General features: G+C 41.1%; 23 protein-coding genes and 1 riboswitch. Of the genes, 14 read left to right on the top strand and 9 right to left on the bottom strand.

Annotated elements, in window-relative coordinates:
- The first annotated feature begins 78 nt into the window (after positions 1-78).
- On the top strand, positions 79-1,257 hold the full coding sequence (locus RUMTOR_RS05290; RefSeq protein ID WP_004846122.1) for an ABC transporter substrate-binding protein: 1,179 nt from the start codon (positions 79-81) through the stop codon (positions 1,255-1,257).
- A gap of 364 nt (positions 1,258-1,621) precedes the next feature.
- Here RUMTOR_RS05290 and RUMTOR_RS05285 read toward each other — a convergent pair whose 3' ends face one another.
- Positions 1,622-2,185 (bottom strand): biotin transporter BioY, encoded by a 564-nt coding sequence (locus RUMTOR_RS05285; protein WP_004846121.1) that lies wholly within the window; start codon positions 2,183-2,185, stop codon positions 1,622-1,624.
- 385 nt (positions 2,186-2,570) lie between these two features.
- Here RUMTOR_RS05285 and RUMTOR_RS05280 point away from each other — a divergent pair, with 385 nt between their 5' ends.
- From RUMTOR_RS05280 to RUMTOR_RS05255, 6 genes are all read left to right on the top strand, one after another.
- The gene (locus RUMTOR_RS05280; RefSeq protein WP_004846119.1) at positions 2,571-3,407 is read left to right on the top strand and encodes a DUF5685 family protein; all 837 of its coding nucleotides are present in this window, start codon (positions 2,571-2,573) and stop codon (positions 3,405-3,407) included.
- On the top strand, positions 3,404-4,057 hold the full coding sequence (locus tag RUMTOR_RS05275) for a J domain-containing protein (RefSeq protein ID WP_004846118.1): 654 nt from the start codon (positions 3,404-3,406) through the stop codon (positions 4,055-4,057). The genes RUMTOR_RS05280 and RUMTOR_RS05275 overlap by 4 nt, the downstream gene beginning before the upstream one ends.
- Complete coding sequence (locus RUMTOR_RS05270) at positions 4,048-4,581, top strand: hypothetical protein (RefSeq protein WP_004846117.1); 534 nt, start codon at positions 4,048-4,050, stop codon at positions 4,579-4,581. Before RUMTOR_RS05275 ends, RUMTOR_RS05270 begins: the two co-directional genes overlap by 10 nt.
- A gap of 422 nt (positions 4,582-5,003) precedes the next feature.
- Positions 5,004-5,140: riboswitch (FMN riboswitch) on the top strand.
- Between the two features lie 115 nt (positions 5,141-5,255).
- Complete coding sequence (locus RUMTOR_RS05265) at positions 5,256-5,825, top strand: ECF transporter S component (protein ID WP_044998005.1); 570 nt, start codon at positions 5,256-5,258, stop codon at positions 5,823-5,825.
- 252 nt (positions 5,826-6,077) lie between these two features.
- Positions 6,078-6,779 (top strand): cell wall hydrolase, encoded by a 702-nt coding sequence (locus RUMTOR_RS05260; RefSeq protein WP_004846112.1) that lies wholly within the window; start codon positions 6,078-6,080, stop codon positions 6,777-6,779.
- Positions 6,780-6,806: 27 nt separating this feature from the next.
- Positions 6,807-7,298 carry a GNAT family N-acetyltransferase gene (locus tag RUMTOR_RS05255; protein WP_044998004.1) on the top strand — a complete coding sequence of 164 codons (492 nt, stop codon included), beginning with the start codon at positions 6,807-6,809 and terminating at the stop codon, positions 7,296-7,298.
- A 158-nt stretch (positions 7,299-7,456) separates the two neighbouring features.
- On the opposite strand, the gene RUMTOR_RS05250 is transcribed toward RUMTOR_RS05255, so the two are convergent.
- Positions 7,457-8,296, bottom strand: a complete 840-nt coding sequence (locus RUMTOR_RS05250) for a YitT family protein (RefSeq protein ID WP_004846108.1) — start codon at positions 8,294-8,296, stop codon at positions 7,457-7,459.
- 142 nt (positions 8,297-8,438) lie between these two features.
- Between RUMTOR_RS05250 and eno the strand changes: the two genes are divergently transcribed.
- The gene (gene eno / locus RUMTOR_RS05245) at positions 8,439-9,719 is read left to right on the top strand and encodes a phosphopyruvate hydratase (RefSeq protein WP_004846107.1); all 1,281 of its coding nucleotides are present in this window, start codon (positions 8,439-8,441) and stop codon (positions 9,717-9,719) included.
- A gap of 239 nt (positions 9,720-9,958) precedes the next feature.
- Positions 9,959-10,402 (top strand): C-GCAxxG-C-C family protein, encoded by a 444-nt coding sequence (locus tag RUMTOR_RS05240; protein ID WP_004846103.1) that lies wholly within the window; start codon positions 9,959-9,961, stop codon positions 10,400-10,402.
- A gap of 4 nt (positions 10,403-10,406) precedes the next feature.
- Here the strand turns inward: RUMTOR_RS05240 and RUMTOR_RS05235 are convergent, their stop codons facing one another.
- The 4 genes from RUMTOR_RS05235 to RUMTOR_RS05220 all read right to left on the bottom strand — a co-directional run bounded on the left by RUMTOR_RS05235 (position 10,407) and on the right by RUMTOR_RS05220 (position 14,901).
- A complete protein-coding gene (locus RUMTOR_RS05235) occupies positions 10,407-11,090 on the bottom strand; it encodes an ATP-binding protein (protein WP_004846102.1) in 684 nt (227 codons plus the stop codon).
- Between the two features lie 311 nt (positions 11,091-11,401).
- A complete protein-coding gene (locus RUMTOR_RS05230) occupies positions 11,402-12,061 on the bottom strand; it encodes a response regulator transcription factor (RefSeq protein WP_004846101.1) in 660 nt (219 codons plus the stop codon).
- 103 nt (positions 12,062-12,164) lie between these two features.
- The gene (locus RUMTOR_RS05225; RefSeq protein ID WP_004846100.1) at positions 12,165-14,141 is read right to left on the bottom strand and encodes an FtsX-like permease family protein; all 1,977 of its coding nucleotides are present in this window, start codon (positions 14,139-14,141) and stop codon (positions 12,165-12,167) included.
- Complete coding sequence (locus RUMTOR_RS05220) at positions 14,131-14,901, bottom strand: ABC transporter ATP-binding protein (RefSeq protein WP_004846099.1); 771 nt, start codon at positions 14,899-14,901, stop codon at positions 14,131-14,133. The genes RUMTOR_RS05225 and RUMTOR_RS05220 overlap by 11 nt, the downstream gene beginning before the upstream one ends.
- 226 nt (positions 14,902-15,127) lie before the next feature.
- On the opposite strand from RUMTOR_RS05220, the gene RUMTOR_RS05215 reads away from it, so the two are divergent.
- Entirely contained in the window at positions 15,128-16,114 is a 987-nt protein-coding gene (locus RUMTOR_RS05215; protein WP_004846098.1) for a diaminopimelate dehydrogenase, read from the top strand.
- A 171-nt stretch (positions 16,115-16,285) separates the two neighbouring features.
- Here the strand turns inward: RUMTOR_RS05215 and RUMTOR_RS05210 are convergent, their stop codons facing one another.
- The 3 genes from RUMTOR_RS05210 to RUMTOR_RS05200 all read right to left on the bottom strand — a co-directional run bounded on the left by RUMTOR_RS05210 (position 16,286) and on the right by RUMTOR_RS05200 (position 19,053).
- A complete protein-coding gene (locus RUMTOR_RS05210) occupies positions 16,286-16,489 on the bottom strand; it encodes a hypothetical protein (RefSeq protein ID WP_004846097.1) in 204 nt (67 codons plus the stop codon).
- A gap of 129 nt (positions 16,490-16,618) precedes the next feature.
- Positions 16,619-17,908 carry a 3-phosphoshikimate 1-carboxyvinyltransferase gene (gene aroA / locus RUMTOR_RS05205; protein WP_004846096.1) on the bottom strand — a complete coding sequence of 430 codons (1,290 nt, stop codon included), beginning with the start codon at positions 17,906-17,908 and terminating at the stop codon, positions 16,619-16,621.
- 35 nt (positions 17,909-17,943) lie between these two features.
- Entirely contained in the window at positions 17,944-19,053 is a 1,110-nt protein-coding gene (locus RUMTOR_RS05200) for a prephenate dehydrogenase (RefSeq protein ID WP_004846094.1), read from the bottom strand.
- A 309-nt stretch (positions 19,054-19,362) separates the two neighbouring features.
- On the opposite strand from RUMTOR_RS05200, the gene RUMTOR_RS05195 reads away from it, so the two are divergent.
- The 4 genes from RUMTOR_RS05195 (at position 19,363) to RUMTOR_RS05180 (ending at position 26,178) form a co-directional block, all read left to right on the top strand.
- Complete coding sequence (locus RUMTOR_RS05195; protein WP_004846093.1) at positions 19,363-21,435, top strand: elongation factor G; 2,073 nt, start codon at positions 19,363-19,365, stop codon at positions 21,433-21,435.
- 262 nt (positions 21,436-21,697) lie between these two features.
- Positions 21,698-23,071 carry a Trk system potassium transporter TrkA gene (trkA, locus tag RUMTOR_RS05190; protein WP_004846092.1) on the top strand — a complete coding sequence of 458 codons (1,374 nt, stop codon included), beginning with the start codon at positions 21,698-21,700 and terminating at the stop codon, positions 23,069-23,071.
- A 1-nt stretch (position 23,072) separates the two neighbouring features.
- The gene (locus RUMTOR_RS05185) at positions 23,073-24,518 is read left to right on the top strand and encodes a TrkH family potassium uptake protein (protein ID WP_004846091.1); all 1,446 of its coding nucleotides are present in this window, start codon (positions 23,073-23,075) and stop codon (positions 24,516-24,518) included.
- Between the two features lie 43 nt (positions 24,519-24,561).
- The gene (locus RUMTOR_RS05180; protein ID WP_004846090.1) at positions 24,562-26,178 is read left to right on the top strand and encodes a hypothetical protein; all 1,617 of its coding nucleotides are present in this window, start codon (positions 24,562-24,564) and stop codon (positions 26,176-26,178) included.
- Positions 26,179-26,219 lie beyond the last annotated feature (41 nt).

Below are 26,219 nucleotides of genomic sequence, written 5' to 3'. Positions count from 1 at the left end.
TCTGTTTTTTCTCTTGACAAAACTGCTTCTGCAAGTTACCATAGTAACACAGTAAGTTAGCAAGGAGGAGTTTTAGTTATGAAAATGTGGAAGAAAGCAGCAAGTATCGCGCTTGTATCAGCTCTGACAGTATCAATGGCGGCTTGCGGAAACGGCGGCGGAAGTGACAAGGGTTCGGCAGACGCGGATACATTTAAGATCGGAGGTATCGGACCTACAACAGGAGATGCGGCGATTTATGGTACGGCAGTACAAAACGGTATCCAGCTTGCGATTGACGAGATCAATGAAGCTGGCGGTATCAACGGATATCAGATCGAATTTAAATTTGAGGATGACCAGTCTGATTCCGAAAAGTCGGTTAATGCGTACAATACGCTGAAAGACTGGGGAATGCAGATGTTAGTCGGAACGACGACATCAACACCGTGTACGGCAGTTGTAGAAGAGACACATGCAGATAATATGTTCCAGCTCACACCGTCGGCAACGGCTGTAGAAAGTATTCAGTATGACAATGCATTCCGTATGTGCTTCTCAGATCCGGATCAGGGAAAAGCATCGGCTGATTATATCTCAGAGAATAATCTGGCGAAAAAGATAGCGGTTATTTACAACAGTTCCGACACATATTCATCGGGAGTTTATCAGAAATTCGCAGAGCGGGCGAAAACACTCGGACTTGATATTGTAGCGGCAGAAGCGTTTACGGCAGACAGTAAGACAGACTTTTCCGTTCAGCTTCAGAAAGCGAAAGACGCAGGCGCAGAACTTGTTTTCCTGCCGATTTATTATCAGGAGGCATCTTTGATTCTTGCTCAGGCAAACAAAATGGGATTTGCACCGAAGTGGTTCGGATGTGACGGAATGGACGGACTGCTTGCATTAGACGGATTTGATGCAGCGTTGGCTGAGAATTTAATGTTCCTTACACCGTTTACGGCAGATGCGGAAGATGAAGCGACACAGAAATTTGTATCCGATTTTGAAGCTGCTTTCAAGGGAACTCCGAATCAGTTTGCAGCGGATGCTTATGACTGCGTATATGTGATCAAAGAGGCAGCAGAAAAGGCTGAACTTACACCTGATATGAGCGTTTCCGATATGAGTGATGCTTTGAAAAAAGCGATGACAGAGATCAAAGTTGACAGAATGACAGGAAAATCAATTACATGGAGTGAAGACGGAGAACCGACAAAAGATCCGACAGTTGTAATTGTTCAGGGCGGAGTTTATAAAATCCTTCATGCAGAATAAAAAGAAAAACAGAAGCAGAACGGTTATGTTATGTGAAAGTGCTTCTTATATGTGAGAAAAAGATCCTGCGTTAAGCGGGATCTTTTTGTATAGGACAGTTTGTTTTGATAGTTTTAAATGATGCATAGAATACGATAAACAGCGAAAACCCGCTAACCTTCCGGCTAACGGGTTTCGTTGTTTTATAGTTATCTAAAGGAATGAGAGTTAAAGTAGAGTGCTTTTGACACTTCAACTTTATGAGGGGAAGATAGTTGCTTATCAACTATCTAACTCAGATTATAAAGAACAAATATGTCAAAAGTATGTTTAAACTATAAAAGAATACGAAAAATTATAAACAGGGAATTAAGAAAGTATATAATCATTTCTGTGTCTTTTGTATTGCGCTTGATAGTTTCGGTCCGATGATTGCTGCGAGAGCGATCTTGACAGCATCTCCGGGAAGATAAGGGATGACTCCGATCATAAGGGCAGCTTTGAAAGTAAGGCTCATATGTAGTGCAAGCCATATCGTTCCGAATAGATAACAGGCAATCATGCCGAGAGTCATGCCGATGATTGAAGCAAACGTTTTTTTATGAAATCTCAGCATAAAAAATCCATGGATGAGTGCAAGGAAGATGAAACCGAACAAATATCCCCCGGTCGGTCCGGCTAGCTTCCCAAGACCGCCGCTGAACGACGAAAAGACAGGAAGTCCGATTGTACCGAGAGCAAGGTAAATGAGCAGACTGATCGTTCCGTATTTCATTCCGAGTATATAAATAGAAAGAAAAACCGCAAAGTTTGTCAGAGTGATCGGCACAGGACTAAATGGAAGCGGGAGGGAAAGAGGTCCGAGAATGCATGTTACAGCTGTCATAAGTCCGATCATTGTGATTTTTTTTGTTTTTTCTGCCTGTGAGGCAGTGAGGCGCTGGTTCATAAGATTACTCCTTTACGTAAAATGTATGGTTTGATAAAAAAGAACGAAAGCACATAAAAACTGTTATGAAAAAGAACACGGTTTTATTGGTGTATCCGAGCGTAGTATAATAGAAAAAGAAACAAAAGTCAACCTAAAATAAAAACAGGTTTACAATTAGAATCTGACGTTGAAAATACTTTATAAAACATTGTAAAGGCTATTTATAGTTAATATCAGCAAGCTGTGTAACAGTACACAGTTATAATTCACCGTATTTTTATAAACAGCAGGCCGAATGCGTGTTATAATGCGATAAGAATGTGACGGAAAATATTGTTTTACAATGAAAGCATGTCAAAGCAAGACAATGTAGAAAATGAAGAAGTGTTTGAGGAGAAGAGTGATGTTTGGGTATGTGACGGTATGTGAACCGGAATTAAAGGTGAAAGATTTAAAAAAATATAAGGCATATTATTGCGGTTTGTGTCATGTATTAAAAGAAGAGTATGGGTTTATAGGTCAGATGACACTTACATATGATATGACATTTGCAATTATTTTGTTATCTTCGCTATATGAAAGTGACACGAGAGCAGATATGCATTGCTGCAAAGTGCATCCGGTAAAAAAGCAGATAATGTTGACAAACGAGATTACGTCATATGGTGCGGCCATGAACGTGTTGATGGCATATTATCATATGGAAGATGATTGGCAGGATGAAAGGAAAGTTTCAAGCCTGACTGTAAAAACGATGCTTCGAGGTAAAGTAAAAAAAATCATGGAACAATATCCGAGGCAGAGCAGGGCAATCGAATCGGCTCTGAATGAATTGTCTGTTTGCGAAAGAGAAGGAAGTACAGATTTGGATAAAACGGCAGGATGTTTCGGGAAACTGATGGAAGAGCTGTTTTTATATAAAAAAGACCGGTGGGAAGAAACTCTTCGGAAGATGGGATTTTTTATGGGAAAGTTTATTTATCTTATGGACGCATATGAAGATCTGCCGAATGATCTGGAAAAAGGATGCTATAACCCGTTGAAGAAGATTGCCGAAGAAGAAGGATATGAAGAGCGGATCAAACAGATCTTATGCATGATGATAGCAGAGAGTACGGCAGAATTTGAGAAGCTTCCATGCCTTTCGGATATAGACATTTTGCGGAATATATTGTATGATGGAGTGTGGAATTGTTATAATAAGATACAGAGAAAGAAAAGTGAGGAACAGAAAAAATGATAAATAACCCGTATGAAGTGCTCGGCGTTTCTCCAAGCGCGTCAGATGATGAGATAAAAAAAGCATATCGTGATCTTACAAGAAAGTATCATCCGGATGCGAATGTTGATAATCCTCTTGCAGATCTTGCAGAAGAAAAGTTTAAAGAAGTACAGGAAGCTTATGATATGATCATGAAAGAGAGAGCTTCGGGCGGCGGATATTCTTATGGTTACGGGTCGTCCTCGGGCAGTTCTTCTTATGGTGCGGGCGGTAATTATCAGAACGCACAGCAGGATCCGAGGCTTCAGGCGGCTGTGAATTATATTAACAGCAGAAGATTTCGCGAAGCGCTCAACACGCTTGATCAGATTAACGAACGATCTGCAATCTGGTATTATTTAAGCAGCTGTGCGAATGCGGGACTTGGCAATAATGTTCTGGCAAGAGACCATGCGGCTCAGGCTGTGAATATGGAGCCGAACAATATGCAGTACAGACAGCTTTTGAATCAGTTGAATTATGCGAGCAGCCGTTATCAGAACAGCTCTTATGGCAATGGATACAGCAGCGGTACTACACCGTGCGGTACAGGCAATATGTGTTGTGATCTGTTTGTTGCGGATTCGTTGTGCGAATGTATGGGAGGCGACTTGTGTTCATGCATGTAAAGGCAAAAACAATGGCGTTTAGCGGACTTCTTCTTGCGCTGACTGTGATCTTTATGGTGTTGGGCAGTGTGATCGAGACGAGCACATTATTTCTGCTGGCGGCGGCATCTTTTTTTGTCGGGATCATTATCCGGGAGTTCGGACTTAGGATAGGAGCGGCATTTTATGCGGCAGGAGTGATACTTGGATTTATTACAGCGCCGAATAAGTTTTATGTGTTTACATTTGCGGCGATGGGATTATACATATGGGGGAGAGAAGCTGCATGGAGATGGATCGTGCGGCATGTGCGGGAAGAAAAGAGCAGGACGGCGTTTCTTCTTTTTAAATACGGAATCTTTAATCTTGTATATATCCCGATCGTTGTTATTTTCAGAGAAATGTTATTTGCAAAAGCAGTATCGACCCCGATTCTTGTCGGTGTTATGATAGCCGGACAGATAGGAATACTTATCTATGATAAGGCATATGATTATGTTCAGGTTCGCCTTTGGGGAAAGATGCGCGGAAGAGTGATGTCATAAAGAACGATATAAAAAGGATGAGCCACATTTCTGCGGCTCATGGGGGAAAAAGTTTATGAAAAAGTGTTCTCATCTGAGAACACTTTTAGTATACACAGAAAATGTGTAAAAATGTGAGGAACTTTTGAACCAAATATGAAAAAATTTGAACCAAATATGAAAAAAACGGATAAAGAGGAATCTTTGACGGAGAAATCAAGGCATCAGAAAGAAAAATGATATTATTACAATATTTATATACATGAAAAAGTGATAAAAGAAATAAAAAGATGATAAAGTAAATTAAAAAAGTGACTACCCATAAGAAAATTTGTTTTTTTGGAGGATTTGTGCTTGTGAAAATGTGAAAATAGAGGTTAAAAAGAAAACAAAGTCCTTGAAAATAGAGAACTATAGATTTATAATGAATAGAGTAAATGGAATACGATCTTCGGGGTAGGGTGCAAGTCCCAACCGGCGGTATAGTCCGCGACCCGCAGCGATGCGGTGGAATCGGTGACTTTCTTAAACAGAAAGAATTCCGATACCGACAGTATAGTCTGGATGAGAGAAGATAGTGCCGCTTATTGCTCAGGAAAGGGCGGTAAGTTACACAGGTGCAGTTTATCCCGAACATGATATATGTTCGGGATTTTTTTATAAAATTGCAGAAACGAAAAAAAGGAGAAGAAAAAATGGAAAAGGAAACAGGAACGGTAAAAATGGTGATGAGTAAGAAGAAAACAGTGAAAATGGTAAAAATGGGAGTGATGGTAGCCATATCGGTAGCGATGGTATATCTTGTTCATTTTCCGATTTTTCCGGCAGTGCCGTTTTTAGAGTATGATCCGGCGGATATTTCTATTCTGATCGGAACATTTGCCTTCGGACCGGAGGCTGGGCTTGTTTTGACAGTTGTGACGGCGGTTGTTCAGGGACTGACAGTGAGTGCGGGGAGCGGACTGTATGGGATATTGATGCATATGATCGCTACGGGTGTTCTTGTCCTCGTATCTGGAATGATCTACAACAGAAAAAAGACAAAGGCAACGGCTGTTTTTGGATTGACGGCGGGAATGGCTGCAATGGCAGTTGTTATGGTCGGGGCAAATTTATTGATTACTCCGATGTTTATGGGAGTATCAAAAGATGTCGTATGGAAATTAATGCCGTTTATTATCGGCTTCAATGTGATAAAAGCGGGAATAAACGGGGCGGTTACATTTCTTTTGTATAAGCGGATCGCAATGTTTTTGCGTAAATGATCAAGTAGATGAAAGTCTTATCTGTATCTTTGTTTTGAAAAGATGCGGATAGGACTGTTTTTTTGCGGCAGAAAAAGATGCAGCAAAAAATGAGAAAGAAAAAAGTTGACAACTTCTTTTCTTTGTAGTACAATCCCAGTCGTAACATTTTTGTAATATCTGTAATAAATATGAAAACAACACATATATTTTAAAAGGGGATTATTAAAAATATATTGTGAAGATATTGCAAATGTTTACGAGGAGGAGTATATGAATTATAATAAAAAAAGAATGATTGTGGCGCTGCATCTTACAGTGTCAAGTGTTATGTTGCTTTCGGGATTTACAAGTCCCGGGACAAAGATGAATACCGCCGGAGATCTCCGTTATGCGGGAGGTGAGATAGCCGCTCAGATCGGGGATTCAGTTGCGGACGGTACGATCAGTATGATCAAAGGAACGAAACAGGTTTCGCAAAGCGTTCAAACGGCAGGAGACGTATGGAAAACAGAGGCTGTCCGTATTGAAGAAATGATTCGGGCAGAGGAAGAAAGAGCCGCAGAAGAAGCAAGAATTGCCGAAGAACAAGCAGCACAGGCAGCGGCTTTGGAAGCGACACAGTTGGAAGCGGCGAATGTTATGGCAGGGGAGCAGGAACTTCTTGCCGCTCTTATCTATTGCGAAGCGGGAAATCAGCCATATGAAGGTCAGGTTGCAGTCGGAGCAGTTGTAATGAATCGTGTGAGAAGCGGTTCTTATCCGAATACGATCAGTGAAGTGATCTATCAGTCTGGGCAGTTCGGACCGGCGATGACAGGGTGGCTTGATTCGGTTCTTTCGTCGGGAGGCTATACAGAGACAGCGATGCAGGCAGCGGCAGACGCTCTTGCGGGAAGTAATCCGATTGGCGATTGCCTTTCCTTTGGAAACGGAAACTGGGGAATCCAGATCGGGGATCATTTTTTTCATTAAATCATAGATACGAAAGAAGGAAATAGTGTGGATATTAAGATCAGACAGTATGCGGAAGAGGATGTAAAAGAAACGATTGCCATCTGGAACGAAGTTGTAAAAGAAGGGATCGCATTTCCACAGAAAGAGACTCTTACAGAGTCGACAGGAGATCTGTTTTTTAAAGAGCAGACATTTACGGGGATCGCTTATGACGAAGAGAAAAAAGAAATTGTCGGAATGTACATTTTGCATCCGAATAATATCGGAAGATGCGGTCACATATGTAATGCAAGTTATGCTGTCCGAAAAGATATGTGGGGACTTCATATCGGGGAAATGCTTGTAAAACATTGTATGAAAATGGGAAAAAAATTCGGTTTTCGCATTTTACAGTTTAATGCGGTTGTGAAAAGCAATGCAGGAGCTTTGAAACTTTATGAAAAGCTTGGTTTTGTCCGTTTAGGAACGATTTCAAAAGGGTTTGAAATGAATGACGGACATTATGAAGATATTATTCCACATTATCATGAATTATAATTAATGATATGTATTGTAAGGAGGCTGTAATTCTGACAAGAATTTAATTGTTAGAATTACAGCCTCCTGTTGTAACGGCGACGAGACAAAGTCCGGGTTTTCCTAAGGCTTTGCCAGCTGCTTATGATTTTGGAATGCTTTTTTGCGCGTTTTGTGATTTATACGCTGTGAAAGCCTTTTCCGATGATCTCGCTTGTGTTTGAGATAAGGATGAAAGCTTCTTTATCATTTTCACGGATAAAGTTGCGAAGATGCACAGCCTGCATTCTGTTTAAAGCAGTGAGGATGATGTATTTATCATTTCCTGAATACGCTCCCTTGGCGAGACACACGCTGGCGCTTCGTCCGAGCGTATGTACGATGTAATCACAGATCGGCTCAGGGTTATCGCATACGACGTTAAAATATTTCGACAGGTTAAAGCTTTCGATAAATGTGTCGATCATGAAAGAACGAATAGAAAGTCCGAGCAGGGAAAACAGTCCGGTTTCTATATCGAAAATAAAAAATCCGGATGCCGTTATCAATGCATCTGAAATCAATAATGCCTTGCCGATGTCGAAGCTGGAATATTTTTTCAGGATCATTGCGATGATATCTGTTCCGCCGCTGGAAGAACCGATGTTAAAAAGAATCGCCGATCCAAGCGCCGGAAGAGCTATGGCAAAACATAATTCAAGCATCGGTTCATCGGTAAAAGGAGAGTGCATAGGAAAGAGCCGTTCCAGCACCGAGAGCGAAACGGAGAGAAGGATGCTGCAGTAGGCGGTAGTTGCGGCGAATTTTTTCCCGAGGATGAACATTCCGATGATGAGCAGAATCATGCTTGCGATAAAGTTAAAGTCACCTGCCGAAATGAGTCCGGTTTTAGCGATAAGAACGGCAAGACCGGTAATTCCGCCAAAAGTGAAATTATTCGTAAATTTAAAAAAGTATGTTCCGAATGCAATAAGAAGCGTGCTGAATGTAAGCATAAAGAAATGTTTTAATTTATTCATTTTATTTTCTCCAAAGTATAAAATTAAAAACTCTACTCGAATTGTAATCTTCTAAAAATAAAAAGTCAACGTATTAAGTATAAAAATGAGGAGATAATGTATTAATAAAAGAATAGAAAGAAAATAAATAAGGAGACAGTATATGGATAAAGAGATGTTGATTCGGGATATATTTGCAAGGGAAATATTAGATTCACGGGGAAATCCTACGATTGAGGCTGAAGTTCTCGCAGGGGAAAATATCGTCGGCAGAGCCGCAGTTCCATCCGGCGCTTCAACAGGAAAATATGAGGCTGTGGAGCTTCGGGATCAGGAAGAGCGTTACGGAGGAAAAGGAGTGGAGCGGGCAGTTGAAAATGTGAACAGTTGTCTGGCAAAAGCGGTGATAGGAATGAACGTGTTCGATCAAAAGGAGATCGACCGTGCTCTTTGTAAAGCGGACGGAACAGAAAATAAAAGCAACCTCGGTGCAAACGCGATTTTAGGAGTGTCCATGGCGGCGGCAAGAGCGGCGGCGAAAGGACTGAATATTCCTTTATACAGATATTTGGGAGGGGTTCAGGCGAAGAAGATGCCGGTTCCGATGATGAATATTTTAAATGGCGGAGTACATGCCGATAACCCGTTAGACATACAGGAGTTTATGATCGTTCCGGTAAGAGAGACTTCTTTTCGGGAGAGACTTCGTATTTGTGCGGAAATCTATCATATGCTAAGAGCGGTTCTGAAAGGAAAAGGTCTTCAGACAGGAGTTGGGGATGAAGGCGGATTTGCGCCTGAACTTGCAGATACGAAAGAAGCGCTTCGGACGATAAGGGATGCGGCAGAAAGGGCAGGATACCGTATGGGGCGGGATATTATGATCGCGCTTGATGTGGCGGCGTCTGAGCTGTATATTGAAGAAAAAGGCGGATATATTTTTGCGGGAGAAGGGAAAAAAGGAGAACCTGTCGTGCGGACGACAGAAGAGATGATCTCTTATTATGAGGAACTTGTTGAAGAATTTCCGATTTTTTCGATCGAAGATCCGCTTGATGAAGGAGATTGGGACGGGTGGAAAAAGCTTACGAAAAAGATTGGAAACAGAGTCCAGCTTGTAGGAGATGATCTTTTTGTCACAAATGCGCAGAGATTGAGAAAAGGAATCGAACTTGGAGCCGCTAATGCGATACTCATAAAAGTTAATCAGATCGGTACTTTAAGTGAAACGTTCGAGACGATAAAAACAGCTCAGGAAGCAGGTTATAATGTAATTGTATCGCATCGTTCCGGAGAAACAGAAGATACGATCATCGCTGATATCGCCGTGGCGTTTAATACCGGGCAGATCAAAACAGGAGCGCCATGCCGGTCTGAGAGAGTGGCAAAATACAACAGACTCTTACGGATCGAAGAACAGATCGGTGAGAAAGAAAAGATGTAGGAACGATATGCAGCGAGCGGCGGAAGAAGCGTAAGAGACGTGTAGTGAGGGCTGTGCAGGTGAAGATACGGGAATGGTTGCATATCTTTTCTTCACCTGTTATACTTTTACGCGGAAGCCATCTGGCAAAACGCCGTTTTGATCTGATATTTTATTGGGAGGATGACGCAGGCTATGGCGATAAACAAAGTTGGAAATGAGTTTGAAAAGAACAAGATAAGATAAAAAAGGAGAAAAGGATGAGTATGGAAATCAATGAAATGCAAGAAATGAATGAAAGAGCAAAGAAAGCTTTGGAATATCATAAGAAAGGATATAATTGCTCGCAAGCAGTGGCATGTTCTTTTTGTGAGGAGTTTGGAGTGGATGAAGAAACGATGTTTCGTATTGCTGAAGGTTTTGGTTTCGGTATGGGCATGATGGACATATGCGGTGCGGTTACTGGTATGTTTATGGTGATGGGACTGGATAATAGCGTTGGAAATCCTGACAACGGAAAACTTACAAAAGCAGATACATATAAGAAAGTAAAAGAATACGCCAATCGGTTTAAAGAGAAAAACGGAACATATTACTGCCGTGAACTCAAAAGCGTTGTGGACGGAAAGCAAAGAGTAAGCTGCGACCAATGCATTTTAGATGCGGTTGCGCTGACGGAAAGCTACCTGGCAAACAGAGGATAGATTTTCAGATCCGGTGAACCGTTCCTTTCGGAAAAGTGATCTGTAATATGGTATATTCTTTTTCTTCGGATGCAATATCTAATTTTAGTCCCAGACGAAAGGAAAGTTTTCGGGCGAGATATAACCCTACGCCTGTTGAGTTCGATTTGCTCCGGTCAGATCCGGTAAACCCTTTTTCAAATACTCTTGACAGGTCGGAAGAGGAGATGCCGCAGCCGTTGTCCTTGATCGAAAGGATAATATTTGTGTCGTTATCCTGACCGGTTATCGTAAGTTTATTTTCTTGTTTGTCAAAGTATTTGATCGAATTTTGTATGATCTGTGACAGTATGAAAGTCAGCCATTTCTCATCTGTGTAGACGATCTGGTCAATCGCATGAGTTTCTATTATGACTTTGTGATCGATCAGATCATGGCGGAACTTTAAAATGACGTTGTGTATGACTTCTTCTAAGTTCAGTTTTTTTACAAAATAATCTTTTTCTGTACTTTCGCTTCGCGCATAATAAAGCATCTGTTCTGTAAGGCGATAGAGTTTGTCGGTTTCTTTTTTCAGCGCATAGTTTTTTGTGTTGTCAAAAGTCAAAGATAACGCGCCGATCGGAATTTTGATCTCATGCGCGAAGCTTTCTACATATTCTTCGTATTCTTGTTTTTCTTTTTCGATTTGTGAGATTTTGTCATTCATAGCTTTGCACGCTTTTTTTAACGCATAATAGTAGGCTTTGTTCTGAAGGTCGCCCGGCTTTGGCAAAATATCTGAGATATAATAGCTCTCTTGAAGCTCATCTGCAAGATTAATAATGCGTTGTGAATCTTTTTGTTTCTTTTGAAATGAAAACCATAGAAAAGAGATTTGCGCCGAAAGAAAAAGGACTGCCGATAAAATAATAAATGATGAATCTACATCGTAGAAAATCAAGAGAAATACAATGCCTGAAAGAAAGAAAATTTGAAATAATAATTCGGATATTTTCCCTTCTAAAAATGTCAAAAAGCTCACAACTTCCACCCCTTTCCTCTTATATTTTCTAATAGATGAATAATTCCGATTTCTTTCATTTTCTTTTTTAACCGGGTCATATTAACAAGCAGTACGTTTTCATCTAAATAATATTTATCGTTCCATAGTTTTTCTAATAGCTCTTCTTTACTGATGATCTTATCTTCGTTCATGAAAAAATAATATAAAATGCGAAATTCGTTCCTTGTCAGCTCGATACTTTTTCCTTCGTATTTTAATACGGACAAATGAAGATCGAGAGTGCAGTCTTTTTTTGTAAGTTCCCGGAAATTATTCGGATTTGATAATTGAAGTGCCCGTTTGATTTTCTCCAGGAGAATAAGTGTGTCATATGGTTTCGTGATAAAATCGATCCCTCCTGCCTGAATACTTAGCAGTTCGTCGGCGCTTGTGTCCCTGCTTGTCACAAAAATAATCGGTACAGACATGAGCTTTTTCATCTTCCTGCATATTTCATATCCGTTTTCGTATGGAAGATTAATATCCAGTAAGATCAGATCGAAAGAATATTTTTTTGATTCTTCTGATAAATTCTCGAAATCTGTTAATAAAACAGTTTCATATCCGTGCGAGTTCAGTAATTTGGAAAGTTCGAGACGGGTGATTTTGTCATCTTCTATAATTGCAATTTTCATTTTCCGTACCTCTTGATTTGCTTTTTGTAATTGCGGTGATCCTTTTGCTTAGTATTCCTGATTTATTATTATAATAAAATTACGGCGGGAGAGCCAGAAAAATCTAACTCTCCTCATTGATATTTCGTTTAAAGCCGATGTAAGCCGTGATCCAGTAAATACCGTATATGAAAAAGAAAATCGCTAATCCGCTTATAAAATAGAGCAGGTAAGTATATCTGCTTTCCAGCATGATATGATAAACATTATTCATAGAAGCTAACATACAAAATCCGGCAATCACAGGACAAATGACAGGTACAAAGAAAAAGATAAGTAATTGTCTGCGGATCGTCCGAAAAATAGAAGAATCGTTTACGCCGAGCCTTTGCAGTGTCGTGTAGCGGTATTTATATTTTGCAGAGTCGCTCAACGATTGTATCGCAAGAATTGTACCTACTGCAGAGATCAGGATGAAAGCAATATACAGGCAGAGGCTTGCGATCATTGCAGTCATTGTATTTTGTTCCTCGACAGCAGTACCTCTTACATTGACTCTGTAATATTCGCGGATTGTCTCGTTGTCATCATTTTTTGTGACGAGCAGATGGTTTAAATCCGTTTTTATTTTTTCTTCCAATTTAGATGTTGTATCTTCTTTCGTGTCTGCGATCAGATGCTTTTCGCTTATTTCTAATCCGCTGACATATTTGTCGGGAACAATTACCGTAAATCTGCCTGTATTATTCATAGTATACCAAAAGGAGTTTGTATCGATTCCTTTTAAATGCAGCTTTTGATCTGCGAACCGGATATTTTGGATCTCGTTGTTACCTTTCACTTTATATAACAACTGGCGGTCGGTGACAAGGAAATATTCGTCGCTTTTTAGCTCGATCGGAGTTAAGCTGCGCATTTTTAATAATTTATTATAGTCGCTTAATTTCATTACCGGATCAAAATCATAAAATTGAACATCGTAGTAATTTTGTATTTGATGGGCAGGATCTTTGTAAATATTAAATTCGATTGATTCGTTTATCGTATAATCTTCATCTATCACACGAAGATATTCGTTAAAATCGTCAAAAGGCTGTTCATAATCGAAAATATCAACGTCGTAAGGAGCTGTTAATTCAATACTTCTATGATAGACTCCTTTGCATATGCTTGAATAATTTAAACATAATAAAGAAAGCAGGATCAGCATAGAAAGAGTTCCGAACGTAAAACTCATTGTCCGCGCCTTTGACGCAAACGTTCTGGCTGTAAAAAGGTAATCTTTTTTGTATTTTATTTTTTTGCTTTTCAATAAAGAGGACAATAACATGTCTGCGCATGTGGCACAAATGCCGTACATACTTACGATCAGTATCGACATACTGATAATTAAATAAGTGAGCGTTTCCTGTGCTCCGTTTTTTTCCAGTGTCCACCGGGAAGCCCAAAGGGCAAGAGCGGCAATTCCGAGTATGATACTCAATAGAAATAAAATGTTTCGTTTTCTGTTTCCGTGAAACATTTTCGTTTCATTTTGCTTTTCAAAGTAAAGAAAATCGTGTACAGTCATTTTCCTTATTCGTCTTAACAGATTTAGAAGAACTAAAAGGTAGATCAGCAGAAAGTAAACAGCCAGCATTCCGATAGACACAAAGTTTACAAAGATGAAGATTGTTTTCGGTATTTTGAGCAGTTTTACGATGATTACAGATATAAACTGACTGAATACAAAGCCGATAGGGATTGCCAAAATAAATGCAAAGATTCCTACTAATATATTTTCCGTTACAAGCAGACGGGCGATTGATGTTTTTTTGATACCGAGCAGCATATATGTTCCGAATTCTTTGCTTCTTTTTTCAAACATAAATTTCGTCGTGTAGTTGATTAAAAAACATACTACAAATACGATGACGATATTTACGAAGATCAATACATTTTTAAATGTGCTCATTCCGGATGACAGCGCTGCAACCTCATCAGAACTTGCCACAAGATTAAACGCAAGTATTAAAGAAAAAGAAAGTGTTATTGTAATCAGATAGATCAAATAATCTTTGATACTTCTTTTTGCGTTTCGATAAGCCAGTTTACCTAACATTTCCCAATTCACCTCCGAGCAAGGTCAATATATCCAATATTTCATTGAAAAATTCTTTTCTGCTTTTTTCTCCTTTGAATATTTCGTTGAATAATTTTCCGTCTTTTAAAAACAGGATACGCTCGCAAAAAGAGGCGCTGAACGGATCATGAGTTACCATTAAAATTGTCGTATGCATTTTCCGGTTAATATCAGACATTGTTTCCAGTAATAATCTCGATGAACGGGAATCTAAAGCACCGGTAGGTTCATCGGCTAAGATTAGATTCGGTTCGTTGATCAATGCTCTTGCGCAGGCACAGCGCTGCTTCTGACCGCCGGAAACTTCGTAAGGAAATTTCGATAAAATATCGCGGATACCTAATTTGTCGGCAATCGCATGGACACGCCGCTCGATCGAAGACGGGTTCGCTTTATTGATGATGAGCGAGAGAGAAATATTTTCTTCTATAGTTAATGTGTCTAAAAGGTTAAAGTCCTGAAAGATAAATCCCAGATTCTTTCGTCGGAATGAGGCAAAGTCTTTTTCTTTGATTTTTGTAATATCCTGATGATTGACAGTAATGTGTCCTGCGGTTACGGTGTCGATCGTGGAAATACAGTTTAGAAGCGTTGTTTTGCCTGATCCGCTTGCACCCATGATCGCAGTAAATTCTCCTTTGTTTACTTCCATGGAAATGCCGTCTACCGCTTTCGTAATATTTCCGGCAGCTCCGCCGTAATATTTTTTGACTTGTTCCAGTTTTAATATATGTTCCATAAGAATACTCCTTTCGGCTTCTGTCTGTTTAGATTATAACAATCAACGGCGCGTTATACACTTACAGTTTTGAAAGTAAGAGATCAGAAATACTCACAAAATATTCAAAAAAATGGCATTGAAAACTTATCTTGACGATTGTATAATAGCAAAGTGATAGTTTGAAAAACGTGAGTTGTCACGGGAAGGGCTATGCGAAAAATATTCAAAAAGGAGAGTGCAGACAATGAGTATTCGAGTTGGTATTTTGGGATATGGTAACTTAGGCAGAGGTGTAGAATGTGCAGTAAAACAAAATGATGATATGGAACTTGCGGCAGTATTTACAAGAAGAGATCCTTCAGGCGTGACAATTTTGACAGAAGGAGTTCCGGTATGCAGTGTGGATGACGCCGCAGACTGGAAAGATAAGATCGACGTATTGATTCTTTGCGGAGGAAGCGCGACAGATCTTCCGAAACAGACGCCGGAGTTTGCAAAGCTGTTTAATGTAATTGACAGTTTTGACACACATGCCCGCATTCCGGAGCATTTTGCGAATGTGGATGCTGCGGCGAAGGAGAGTGGAAAAGTCGGAATTATTTCCGTAGGCTGGGATCCGGGTATGTTCTCTTTAAACAGATTGTATGCAAACGCGATCCTTCCTGACGGAAAAGATTATACATTCTGGGGAAAAGGAGTAAGCCAGGGTCATTCAGATGCGATCAGAAGAGTAGAAGGCGTAAAAGACGGAAAACAGTACACGATTCCGTCAGAAGCAGCTCTTGAGGCAGTGCGAAACGGAGAAAACCCGGAACTTACGACACGTCAGAAACATACAAGAGAGTGTTTTGTTGTCCTTGAAGAGGGCGCGGACGCGGCAAAAGTAGAAGCGGAGATCAAATCGATGCCGAACTATTTTGCCGATTATGATACGACGGTTCATTTTATAAGTGAAGAAGAATTAAAACGCGATCACAGCGGAATCCCGCACGGCGGTTTCGTACTTAGAAGCGGAAAGACAGGCTGGGACGGAGAAAACAGCCATTTGATCGAGTACAGCTTAAAATTAGACTCTAATCCTGAGTTTACATCGTCCGTGATCGTTGCATATGCCCGCGCAGCTTACAGACTTGCTGCGGAAGGTCAGAGCGGATGCAAGACAGTGTTCGATATCGCTCCGGCATATTTAAGCGCAAAAAGCGGAGAAGAATTAAGAAAAGAGATGCTGTAAAAAGCAATCGTCTGAAGTGCCAAAAGGCACATTTCGCGATTGTAAACAGTCGCTGAGGTCCGGGGTTGCCCGGACCTTAGTTTATTGCCGTCACAAAAAAGAGACATCGATGATCTTACTGTTTCTGATCGAATGAAAACAGTGCGATCGATGAATGTCTCTTTTAAAATGCTATTTTTTATCTTTTTTATTTTTCCAATATTTTTTAAGTTCCAAACAAACGTCGACAAATATAATAATTAAATCCCCGATAAAGAAAAATAGAAAAATTTTATCTATTTTATTGTCCAGCAAAGAAAATATAATAAGAGATATAAGTGATATGAATAGGGCGATAAGCTGCTTCTTTTCTTTTTTTATTAGCTTTTTAATCATAAATTGTACCCTCCTTTTTCTATTAAGAAACTGATATTATTCAATTCCAATATAGCAAAAACGTGATTTTTACCATTGAAAATAAGGAAGTTAAATAACTTTTTTGAAGTTATATGAATTCGGATACGATTATAATAATTGTTCAAATGTATCATAAAAAGTAGGATACGATACGTCCACACATTTACTGTCAAGGATTTTCGTTGTTCCGTCAGCGACAAGAGCCGCGATGCTGAACGCCATTGCAATCCTGTGATCGAGAAGGGTGTGGATCGAAGCGCCGTGAAGTGTTCCGCCTGTGATGATCATTCCGTCTTCTGTGGGGGTGACGTTACATCCCATCGCTTTTAAATTATCTGTCACAGTTTCGATGCGGTCAGTTTCTTTTACTTTCAGTTCAGCGGCGTCTTTGATGACAGTTGTTCCGTCTGCGACGGCAGCCATGACTGCGATGATCGGAATTTCGTCGATCAATGTCGGGATAATATCGCCTTCGATCGTAATTCCGTGCAGACTGCTCGTGCGGACGAGGATGTCGGCAATTTTTTCGCCGGCCTCACATCGTTCGTTAAGAAGTGTGATATCGCCGCCCATATCTTCGCATACTTTCAAAATACCGGATCTGGTCGGGTTGATCCCCACATGTTCGATCAATATTTCCGAATCGGGAACGATCAGTCCTGCTGCGATAAAATATGCCGCAGAAGAAATATCTCCCGGAACAACGATTTTTTGACCGTATAGTTTTGGGTACGGTTTAATATATGCGGTTGCTTCTGTTCCTGACAGCGAGTGAAGAGTCCGTATGTCAGCGCCGAATTCTTTCAGCATCAGTTCAGTGTGGTTCCTGGAAAGCGACGGTTCTGTAACCGAAGTTTCTCCTTCTGCGTACAATCCGGCAAGCAGGATACATGATTTCACCTGTGCGGAAGAGACGGGGGAATCGTAGTGGATTCCGTGCAGATTTCCCGGAGCGATGTACAGCGGAGCGCATCCGTTTCTGAGAATACTTGAAATATTTGCGCCCATCATTGTAAGCGGTTCGATGATCCGTTTCATAGGGCGGGAGTTTAAAGACTCGTCTCCCGAAAGTTTTGATTCAAACTTCTGTCCCGCGAGAATGCCAGACAAAAGGCGGGTTGTAGTGCCGCTGTTTCCGACGTCGAGGATATTTAAGGGAGCGGATAGTCCGTGTAATCCTTTCCCGTGGACCGTGATCGTATGATCTGTTTCTTCTATATTAATGCCCATAGACTGAAAGCAGCGGATCGTGGCAAGACAGTCCGCGCCTTTCAGAAAATTGTGGATTTCCGTCGTTCCGTTTGCAATCGATCCGAACATGATGCATCGGTGGGAAATTGATTTATCTCCGGGAACGGAAACTGTTCCCTTTAATCCTTGAATACCGGCTAATTCCATTGCTTTTTCCTCCTGTTTAAATTATTGTTTCTTTCTTAGACTTCGTATACGATATATCGGTATTTTTTCAGCAGCGCAGAAGCTTTGGAAGAGGAGGATTCATCATAAAATTCGATTCGGAGTACGCCTTCTTCAAATTCGCGGTTGTGGATAATGCCGATATTTTTAATACTGATATTATTGCTTGCCAATATAGTTGCGATCGTCGCGATTCCTCCGGTTTCATCAATAATATCACAGTATACGGCAAACTGTTTTTTGATCGGCCCTGCCGAGGTGTTAGGCATAGAATTACGATAATCGCGGGAAGATTCAAATAAAGTATAAAGCGCATTTTCATCTTCCGTATCTATAGAAAGTTTAGCTTGTATGAGTGCTTCGATATACTGTCCTAAAATATGCGAGATATTTTTTCCGTTTTTCAGACAGATTTGCTGCCACATAACCGGGGACGAGGATGCGATCCTCGTAATGTCTTTGAAACCGCCGGCGGCAAGCGCTTTCATCAGTTCTTCTTTCGTATCGGTATCCCGGACGAAGTTTACAAGTGTAGAAGCAATGATGTGAGGCAGATGGCTGATCGTTCCGGTTATGCAGTCGTGCTGCCTGTAGTCGAGGACAATAGGCAGCGCTTTTAAAGAAGAAACAAAGTTCCGGTAAGCGTTGATTTTTTCTTCGGATACTTTAGCTGAAGGGGTGAGAATATAGTAAGCGTTCTCGATCAAATGCGCTTTTGAATTGGCGAATCCGTTTTTCTCCGAACCTGCCATCGGATGACCGCCTATAAAATTTTCTTCCATACCAAGCGAGATTATTTCTTCGTGGATTGAAGTTTTAACGCTTCCTACATCTGTTAAAATACAGTCTGGATCGATCAGAGATTTTAGCTGGGTAAGGCAGGCGGTGTTGTATGAAACGGGGGCGCATAAGAAAATATAGCTGCAGCCTTTAAAATTGTCATCGATCGCAGAACAGGAAGTGTCGATGATGTTTTCCTGGACTGCGAGAGCGAGAGTTTCTTTATTTTTATCGAATGCAATCAGCTCATAATCGGGGAAGTATGTGCGGATCGCCTTTGCGACAGAACCGCCGATAAGTCCGAGCCCGATAAAGCCGATTTTTGCAGGAGTGATGTCTGAAAACATAAAAGTAAAATCCTTTCCTTATTATAATATAGAGGTATTTTAACACGCTGACTTGTAAAAGTAAACAAAGTAATGGTAATAGTTAAGCCAATCCGGTTCGTAAAACCGCACTGTATGCTTATCGTGTATGACGACACTGTTTTCCTCAGAAACAGGAAGAAAACTGCAATGTTGAACTGCACAAGAAATATGTGAAAAATATATAAAATAGTTGTAATTTATAAAAATTTTAGTACAATATACCTATGATGTGCATGGCGAGAGGAAAGAAATACATGCAAAATAACTACATATCAAGGAGGCAGCAGCATGAAAGTTTACAGAACAGACGAAATTAGAAATGTGGTATTGCTCGGACACGGCGGAAGCGGAAAGACGAGTCTTGTTGAAGCGATGCTGTATGTATCAGGCGTTACGAACCGAATGGGGAAAGTGACAGAATCTAACACGGTCAGTGATTTTGATAAAGAAGAACAGAAACGTGGTTTTTCGATCAGCACAAGTCTTGTTCCGATCGAATGGGAAAAGGCGAAGATCAACATTCTTGATACACCGGGATATTTTGATTTTGTGGGAGAAGTGGAAGAAGCGGTAAGCGCGGCGGACGCAGCGGTCATCGTTGTTTCCGGCAAAGCGGGAGTTCAGGTAGGCACGGAGAAAGCCTGGGAGCTGTGTGATAAGTATAACCTTCCGCGAATGATCTATGTGACAGAGATGGACGTTGACGATGCAAGTTTCCGTCAGGTAGTAGAAGATCTGACTACCCGTTACGGCAAAAAGATCGCGCCACATTTCCAGCCGATCCGCGAGAACGAAAAACTTGTCGGATATATCAATGTTATTAAAAATGCAGGAAGAAGATATACGGAGATCGGGCAAAGAGAAGAGTGCGAGATTCCTGATTACTGTAAACCGAATCTTGAGATTTTGAGAGACTCTCTTATGGAAGCTGTCGCAGAGACAAGTGAAGAGTTTATGGAGCGTTATTTCAACGGCGAAGAATTTTCGGTAGAAGAGATACGCTCTGCAATGCGTACGGAAGTGATGGACGGAGATATCGTTCCTGTCGCTATGGGATCAAACGTGCAGGCGCAAGGCGTTACGAATCTGCTTTCTGACATTGTAAGATTCTTCCCGAGTCCGGATAAAAGAAAATGCGCAGGTATTAATCGCAGAACAAACGAGATTTTTGAAGGCAATTATGAATTCTCAAAAGCAAAGACCGCATATGTATTTAAGACGATGGTCGATCCGTTCATTGGAAAATATTCATTCGTAAAAGTATGCTCCGGAGTGTTGAAAGGCGATGATATTTTATATAATGCAGACGCAGACGCAGAAGAGAAACCCGGAAAGATTTACACAATGTGCGGAAATAAACCGGCGGAAGTTTCCGAACTGTTTGCAGGAGATATCGGGGCTATCGCAAAACTCGGCAGTACACGCACGGGCGATACGCTTTCTACAAAGGCAAATCCGGTATCTTATGCGAAAACAGATTATTCTGTTCCTTACACATATATGAAGTATACGGTGAAAACAAAGGGCGATGAAGATAAGGTTTCACAGGCGCTTGCAAAAATGACGGCAGAGGATGTTACTCTGAAGTCGGTAAATGACAGTGAGAACCGTCAGACGCTTCTCTATGGAATGGGAGATCAGCATCTCGAGATCGCAGCAAGCAAACTTGCGGCGAGATATAAAGTGGAGATCACGCTTGAGACACCGAAAGTTGCATTCCGCGAAACGATCCGCAAAAATTCGGATGTAGATATGAAATATAAGAAACAGACCGGCGGCCACGGACAGTACGGACACGTTAAGATGAAATTTGAACCGTCTCACGATCTTGATACACCGTATGTATTTGAAGAGTGCGTAGTCGGCGGAGCAGTTCCGAAAAACTATTTCCCGGCTGTAGAAAAAGGATTGCAGGAATCGGTTCTTAAAGGGCCTCTTGCCGGATATCCGGTGGTCGGTGTAAAAGCGACTTTGTATGACGGATCTTATCATCCGGTAGATTCTTCGGAAATGGCGTTCAAAACAGCTACAACCCAGGCATTTAAGAAAGGATTTCTTGAGGCATCTCCGGTACTTCTTGAGCCGATCGCTTCTTTGAAAGTGACTGTTCCGGACGATTATACGGGAGATGTGATGGGAGATCTGAATAAGAGACGCGGACGAGTGCTTGGCATGACTCCGATCGCAGGTGGAAAGCAAGTGATCGAAGCGGACGTTCCGATGACAGGATTGTTCGGGTATTGTACGGTGCTTCGCTCCATGACAGGCGGAAGAGGAACATACGCATATGAATTTGCAAGATATGAGCAGGCTCCGTCTGATGTACAGGAGAAAGAGATCGCAGCAAGAGCGGAAGAGTAAAACAGAAAAAAAGAACAGAAAAGAACGGTATGCTCAGTTTGCGGACCGGCAGGTATTTCTGTTATAAAAAGGATCAAATACCGCGCATCTTTTATGGTGTGCGGTATTCTGCTTTTCTTATGACGGCGGTTCGTTAAGAATTTGCAAAGATCATTGTACTTTATGTGTAAAGGTGCTATAATTGCTCTACTGTCAAGAAATACAGACATAAAATTTAAAATTATAAAATGATATTTAAGAGAATCAGTTAGAGGGAAAGAGAATGAAGATTGTGATTATAGGTGATGGGAAAGTCGGATATAAACTGGCCCGTCAGCTTTCGGCGGATGATTATGACATTGTGATGATCGACAGTAACGAGAGAAAACTTCGGTTTGCTATCGACAGACTTGATATTTTCTGCGTCCACGGAAACGGGGTGGATGCCGACGTGCAAAAAGCGGCGGATGTGCCGCATGCAGATCTGGTGATCGCATGTACATCGGCAGATGAATGTAATATGTTGAGCTGTCTTATTGCAAGAAAGCTCGGAGCTCGTCATACGATCGCCCGCGTGCGTAATCCGATTTATTTTAAACAGATCGGTCTTTTAAAAGAAGAGCTTCATCTTAGTATGGCGGTGAATCCGGAATTGATTGTGGCGAATGATATCAGTCGTCTGCTTCTGTTTCCGGTTGCGAGTAAGATTGAGACGTTTGTAAAAGGAAGAGTTGAATTGATAGAGTTTACTGTTTCGGAGGACAATCGTCTTGTAGGAATGTCTCTTGCGGCAATCTATAAAAAGTTTCAGATCAAAATCCTTGTTTGCGCGGTAGAACATGAGGGAAAAGTATTTATACCGGATGGGGAATATGTACTTCAGGCAGGGGATAAACTTCATATTACCGGTGCGCATGAGGCGATGGAAGCGTTTTTCAAAATGCATGGAAAACGTCAGCTTCAGACAAAGATCAAGAAAGTTCTTATTTGCGGAGGAGGCCGGGTGGCCTATTATCTGGCGGCGAGACTTTGTAAGATCGGAATGCATGTAAAGATCATCGAAAAAGACGAAAATCGGTGTGAAGAATTATGCGATTGTCTTCCGAAAGTAACAGTGATCCACGGAGATGCGACAGATCATGATCTTTTAAGTGAAGAAGGCGTGGAGAATGTAGATGCATTTGTTGCGCTGACAGGAATCGATGAAGAAAACATTATTCTTTCGCTTTATGCGAAAAGCCAGGGCGCGGGAAAGATTATTGCCAAAGTGAATGAAGACAGAAGGGCGAGAATGGTAGCGGATTTCGGTATCGACAGTATCGTTTCGGCGAAAACGGCAACGGCAGATGCGATTTTAAGTTACGTCAGAGCGAGAAAGAACTCCCAAAAGAGCGCAAATGTAGAGACGATGTACCAACTTGTGGACGAAAAAGTAGAAGCATTGGAGTTCATTGTGAAAAATGAAACGAATTATACAGGTATAACGTTGAAAGATTTGAAAGTGAAACCGAATAATCTGATCGCATGTATCGTAAGAAAGCGTCAGATTATCATACCGAATGGAAATGACAGCATAGAGGCAGGAGACAGCGTGATTGTTGTTACGATGGAAAAACATCTGGAAGATCTTTCGGATATTATAGCGCAGGTACAGTAAGATGAATAAAAAGATGATAGTGTATATACTGGGGAAAATGCTTGGTACGGAAGGGCTTTTGCTTCTTATACCGGCGGTGGTGTCTCTCCTTTACAAAGAAAAAACGGGAGTTTATTTTCTTGTAGTGGCGGCGGTATTATTTGCTCTTTATCTTGGATTGGGAAGGAAAAAGCCGGAGAACAAACAGATCTACGGGAAGGAAGGCTTTGTGATCGTCGGACTTGCGTGGATTTTATGGTCGTTGTTCGGAGCGCTTCCGTTCTTTTTGTCGGATTGTATTCCGAATTATATTGATGCGGTTTTTGAAACGGTTTCCGGTTTTACGACGACCGGATCTACTATTTTGCAGAATATAGAGGCTCTTCCGAAAGGAATGAATTTCTGGCGGTGCTTTACACATTGGATCGGCGGAATGGGAGTGCTCGTTTTTGTGATGATGATCACTTCTCTTGATACGGATAATTCTATGTCGCTTATGCGGGCCGAAGTGCCGGGACCGGAGATGGATAAACTCGTTCCGAAAGTTCGTCATACGGCAAAACTGTTGTATCAGATGTATTTTGTTCTGACGATCGCGGAAGTGATCTTCCTTATGTTTGGCGGAATGAATTTGTATGATGCTGTCGTTCATTCGTTCAGTACGGCGGGAACAGGAGGATTCTCCAACAGAAATGCGAGCGTTGCATTTTATGACAGCGCATATATTGACGGCGTGATCACCGTGTTTATGATCTTGTTCGGAATCAACTTTAATCTCTACTTTCTGCTGTTGCTTAAAGACTGGAAGAGCGTGTTGAAAAATGAAGAGCTTAGAGTGTATCTCGGAGTAGTTGCCGCGGCGATCGTAACGATTACGATCAATATATTGAGTATGTATGAAACAGTGGCGCACGCGTTTCGCTATGCCTCGTTCCAGGTAGGGGCGATCATTACGACAACGGGATTTTATACGGCCGATTTTGAACAGTGGCCCGAGTTATCTAAAACGATACTGATGATGCTTATGGTGATCGGAGCATGCGGGGGATCAACGGGAGGCGGTATTAAAGTAAGTCGTTTTATGATCCTTTGCAAATCGATCCGTCAGGAAATTCATAAGATGCTTCATCCGAATGCGGTGACGATGGTTAGGATGAACGGAAAGAAAGTAGGCGCAGATACGATGCGCAGCATTAATATTTATTTTTCGGCATATGTATTTATCATTATTGTGTCAGTGCTGCTTGTTTCGCTTGATAATTTTGATTTTGCCACATCATTCAGCGGAGTTTTGACAACAATAAACAACGTAGGACCGGGAATTTCACAAGTAGGCCCTACCGATAATTTCCATGCGTTTTCTGCGCTGTCGAAGATTGTGTTTAGTTTTGATATGCTATTCGGAAGATTGGAAATATTCCCTTATCTTCTGATACTGTCACCTGATCTTTGGCGAAAGAGGTTTTAGAGAGAAGCTTTAAAATGGGATTCCAGAAAGGTAAGAAAAGTATATGAAAAAAATAGGTGGAAAGATAGCGGTTGTACTGGCGGTGATCGCGTTGCTTGGTGTTTACTATTACGTAGCTCTTCCTGCAGTTAACATTCATGCGACAGAATTTTGGATCTTCCTTGTGATTCTTGTTGTTTTGGCAGCGCTGATCTATGTCAGGAAGAAAAAGTTAAACAGATACGAGATGAAGGAATCGAAAGGATTAAAAGCGATTCTTACGGTTCTTGTAGTGATCGTAGCGGTATATCTGTTGGGATCTCTTCTTTCCTCTCCGATAGTGAACGCAAAGAAATATCAAAAGCTTATGAAAGTGGAGACCGGAGAGTTTACAAAGGATATAGAGGAACTTTCTTTTGATCAGATTCCGCTTCTTGACCGTGATTCTGCGACGCTTCTGGGTAACAGAAAGATGGGAAGTATGGTTGATATGGTTTCTCAGTTTGAAGTGGATGAGCTCTATTCACAGATCAATTACCAGGATCGTCCTGTACGTGTTTCTCCGCTGAAATACGCAAGCGTCATCAAATGGTTTACGAATCAGTCAGATGGAATACCGGCGTATATCAAGATTGATATGGCAACACAGAATACGGAGCTTGTGAAACTTGAAAAAGGGATGAAATATACGACAAGCGATCATTTTAACAGAAATATTTATCGTCATTTGAGATTTAAGTATCCGACATATATTTTTAATGATTTAAGCTTTGAAGTAGACGAAGAAGGTACGCCGTATTGGGTTTGCCCTGTGAAAAAATATAATATCGGTCTTTTCGGCGGTGTGACAGTGGATCGGGTTGTGCTTTGCAACGCAGTTACCGGAGAAACGGTAGATTATAAAGTCAAAGACGTTCCGCAGTGGGTAGATCGCGTATATTCGGCAGATCTTCTTGTTCAATTATACGATTATTACGGAACATTGAAGCATGGATATTTTAACAGCGTGCTCGGACAGAAAGACTGTCTTGCCACAACGGACGGATATAATTATCTGGCGATCAACGATGATGTATGGGTTTATACAGGAGTTACTTCGATCACAGGCGATCAGTCGAATGTCGGGTTTGTTCTGATGAATCAGCGTACGATGGAAACTAAATTTTACGAAGTTGAAGGTGCGACAGAGGCGTCTGCGATGTCTTCTGCAGAAGGACAGGTACAGAACTTGAAATATGTTGCGACGTTTCCTTTACTGTTAAATATTTCAGGAGAACCGACATATTTTATTGCACTTAAAGATGATGCGGGACTTGTGAAAAAGTATGCGATGGTAAATGTTCAGAAATATCAGATCGTTGCGATCGGCGATACTGTAAGCGAGTGTGAAAGCGTTTATACAGATTTAATGTATGAAAACGGTATTAAAGAAGAAGAGGAAGACGTAAGGGAAGTACAGACGATTACGGCTCCGATTACGAAAATTGCTCAGGGAGTAGTGGAAGGAAACTCACATTACTATATTATGGTGGAAGGATCTGACGATATATTTGATGTGTCGGTTGTTGATTTTATTGACATTATCCGCTATAACGTGGGAGATCAGGTGACGATAGAATATAAAGAAGGCGAAAAGAGCAATACGGTTCTGTCGCTTACCGAAGTGAAAACAATACAATAAAAGAATTAAAAAACGGTTCACAGTCAATAGCGCTGTGAACC

The sequence above is a fragment of the [Ruminococcus] torques ATCC 27756 genome, assembly GCF_000153925.1.
GTDB lineage: Bacteria > Bacillota > Clostridia > Lachnospirales > Lachnospiraceae > Mediterraneibacter > Mediterraneibacter torques.
This window is presented reverse-complemented; position numbering and strand designations above follow the sequence as displayed.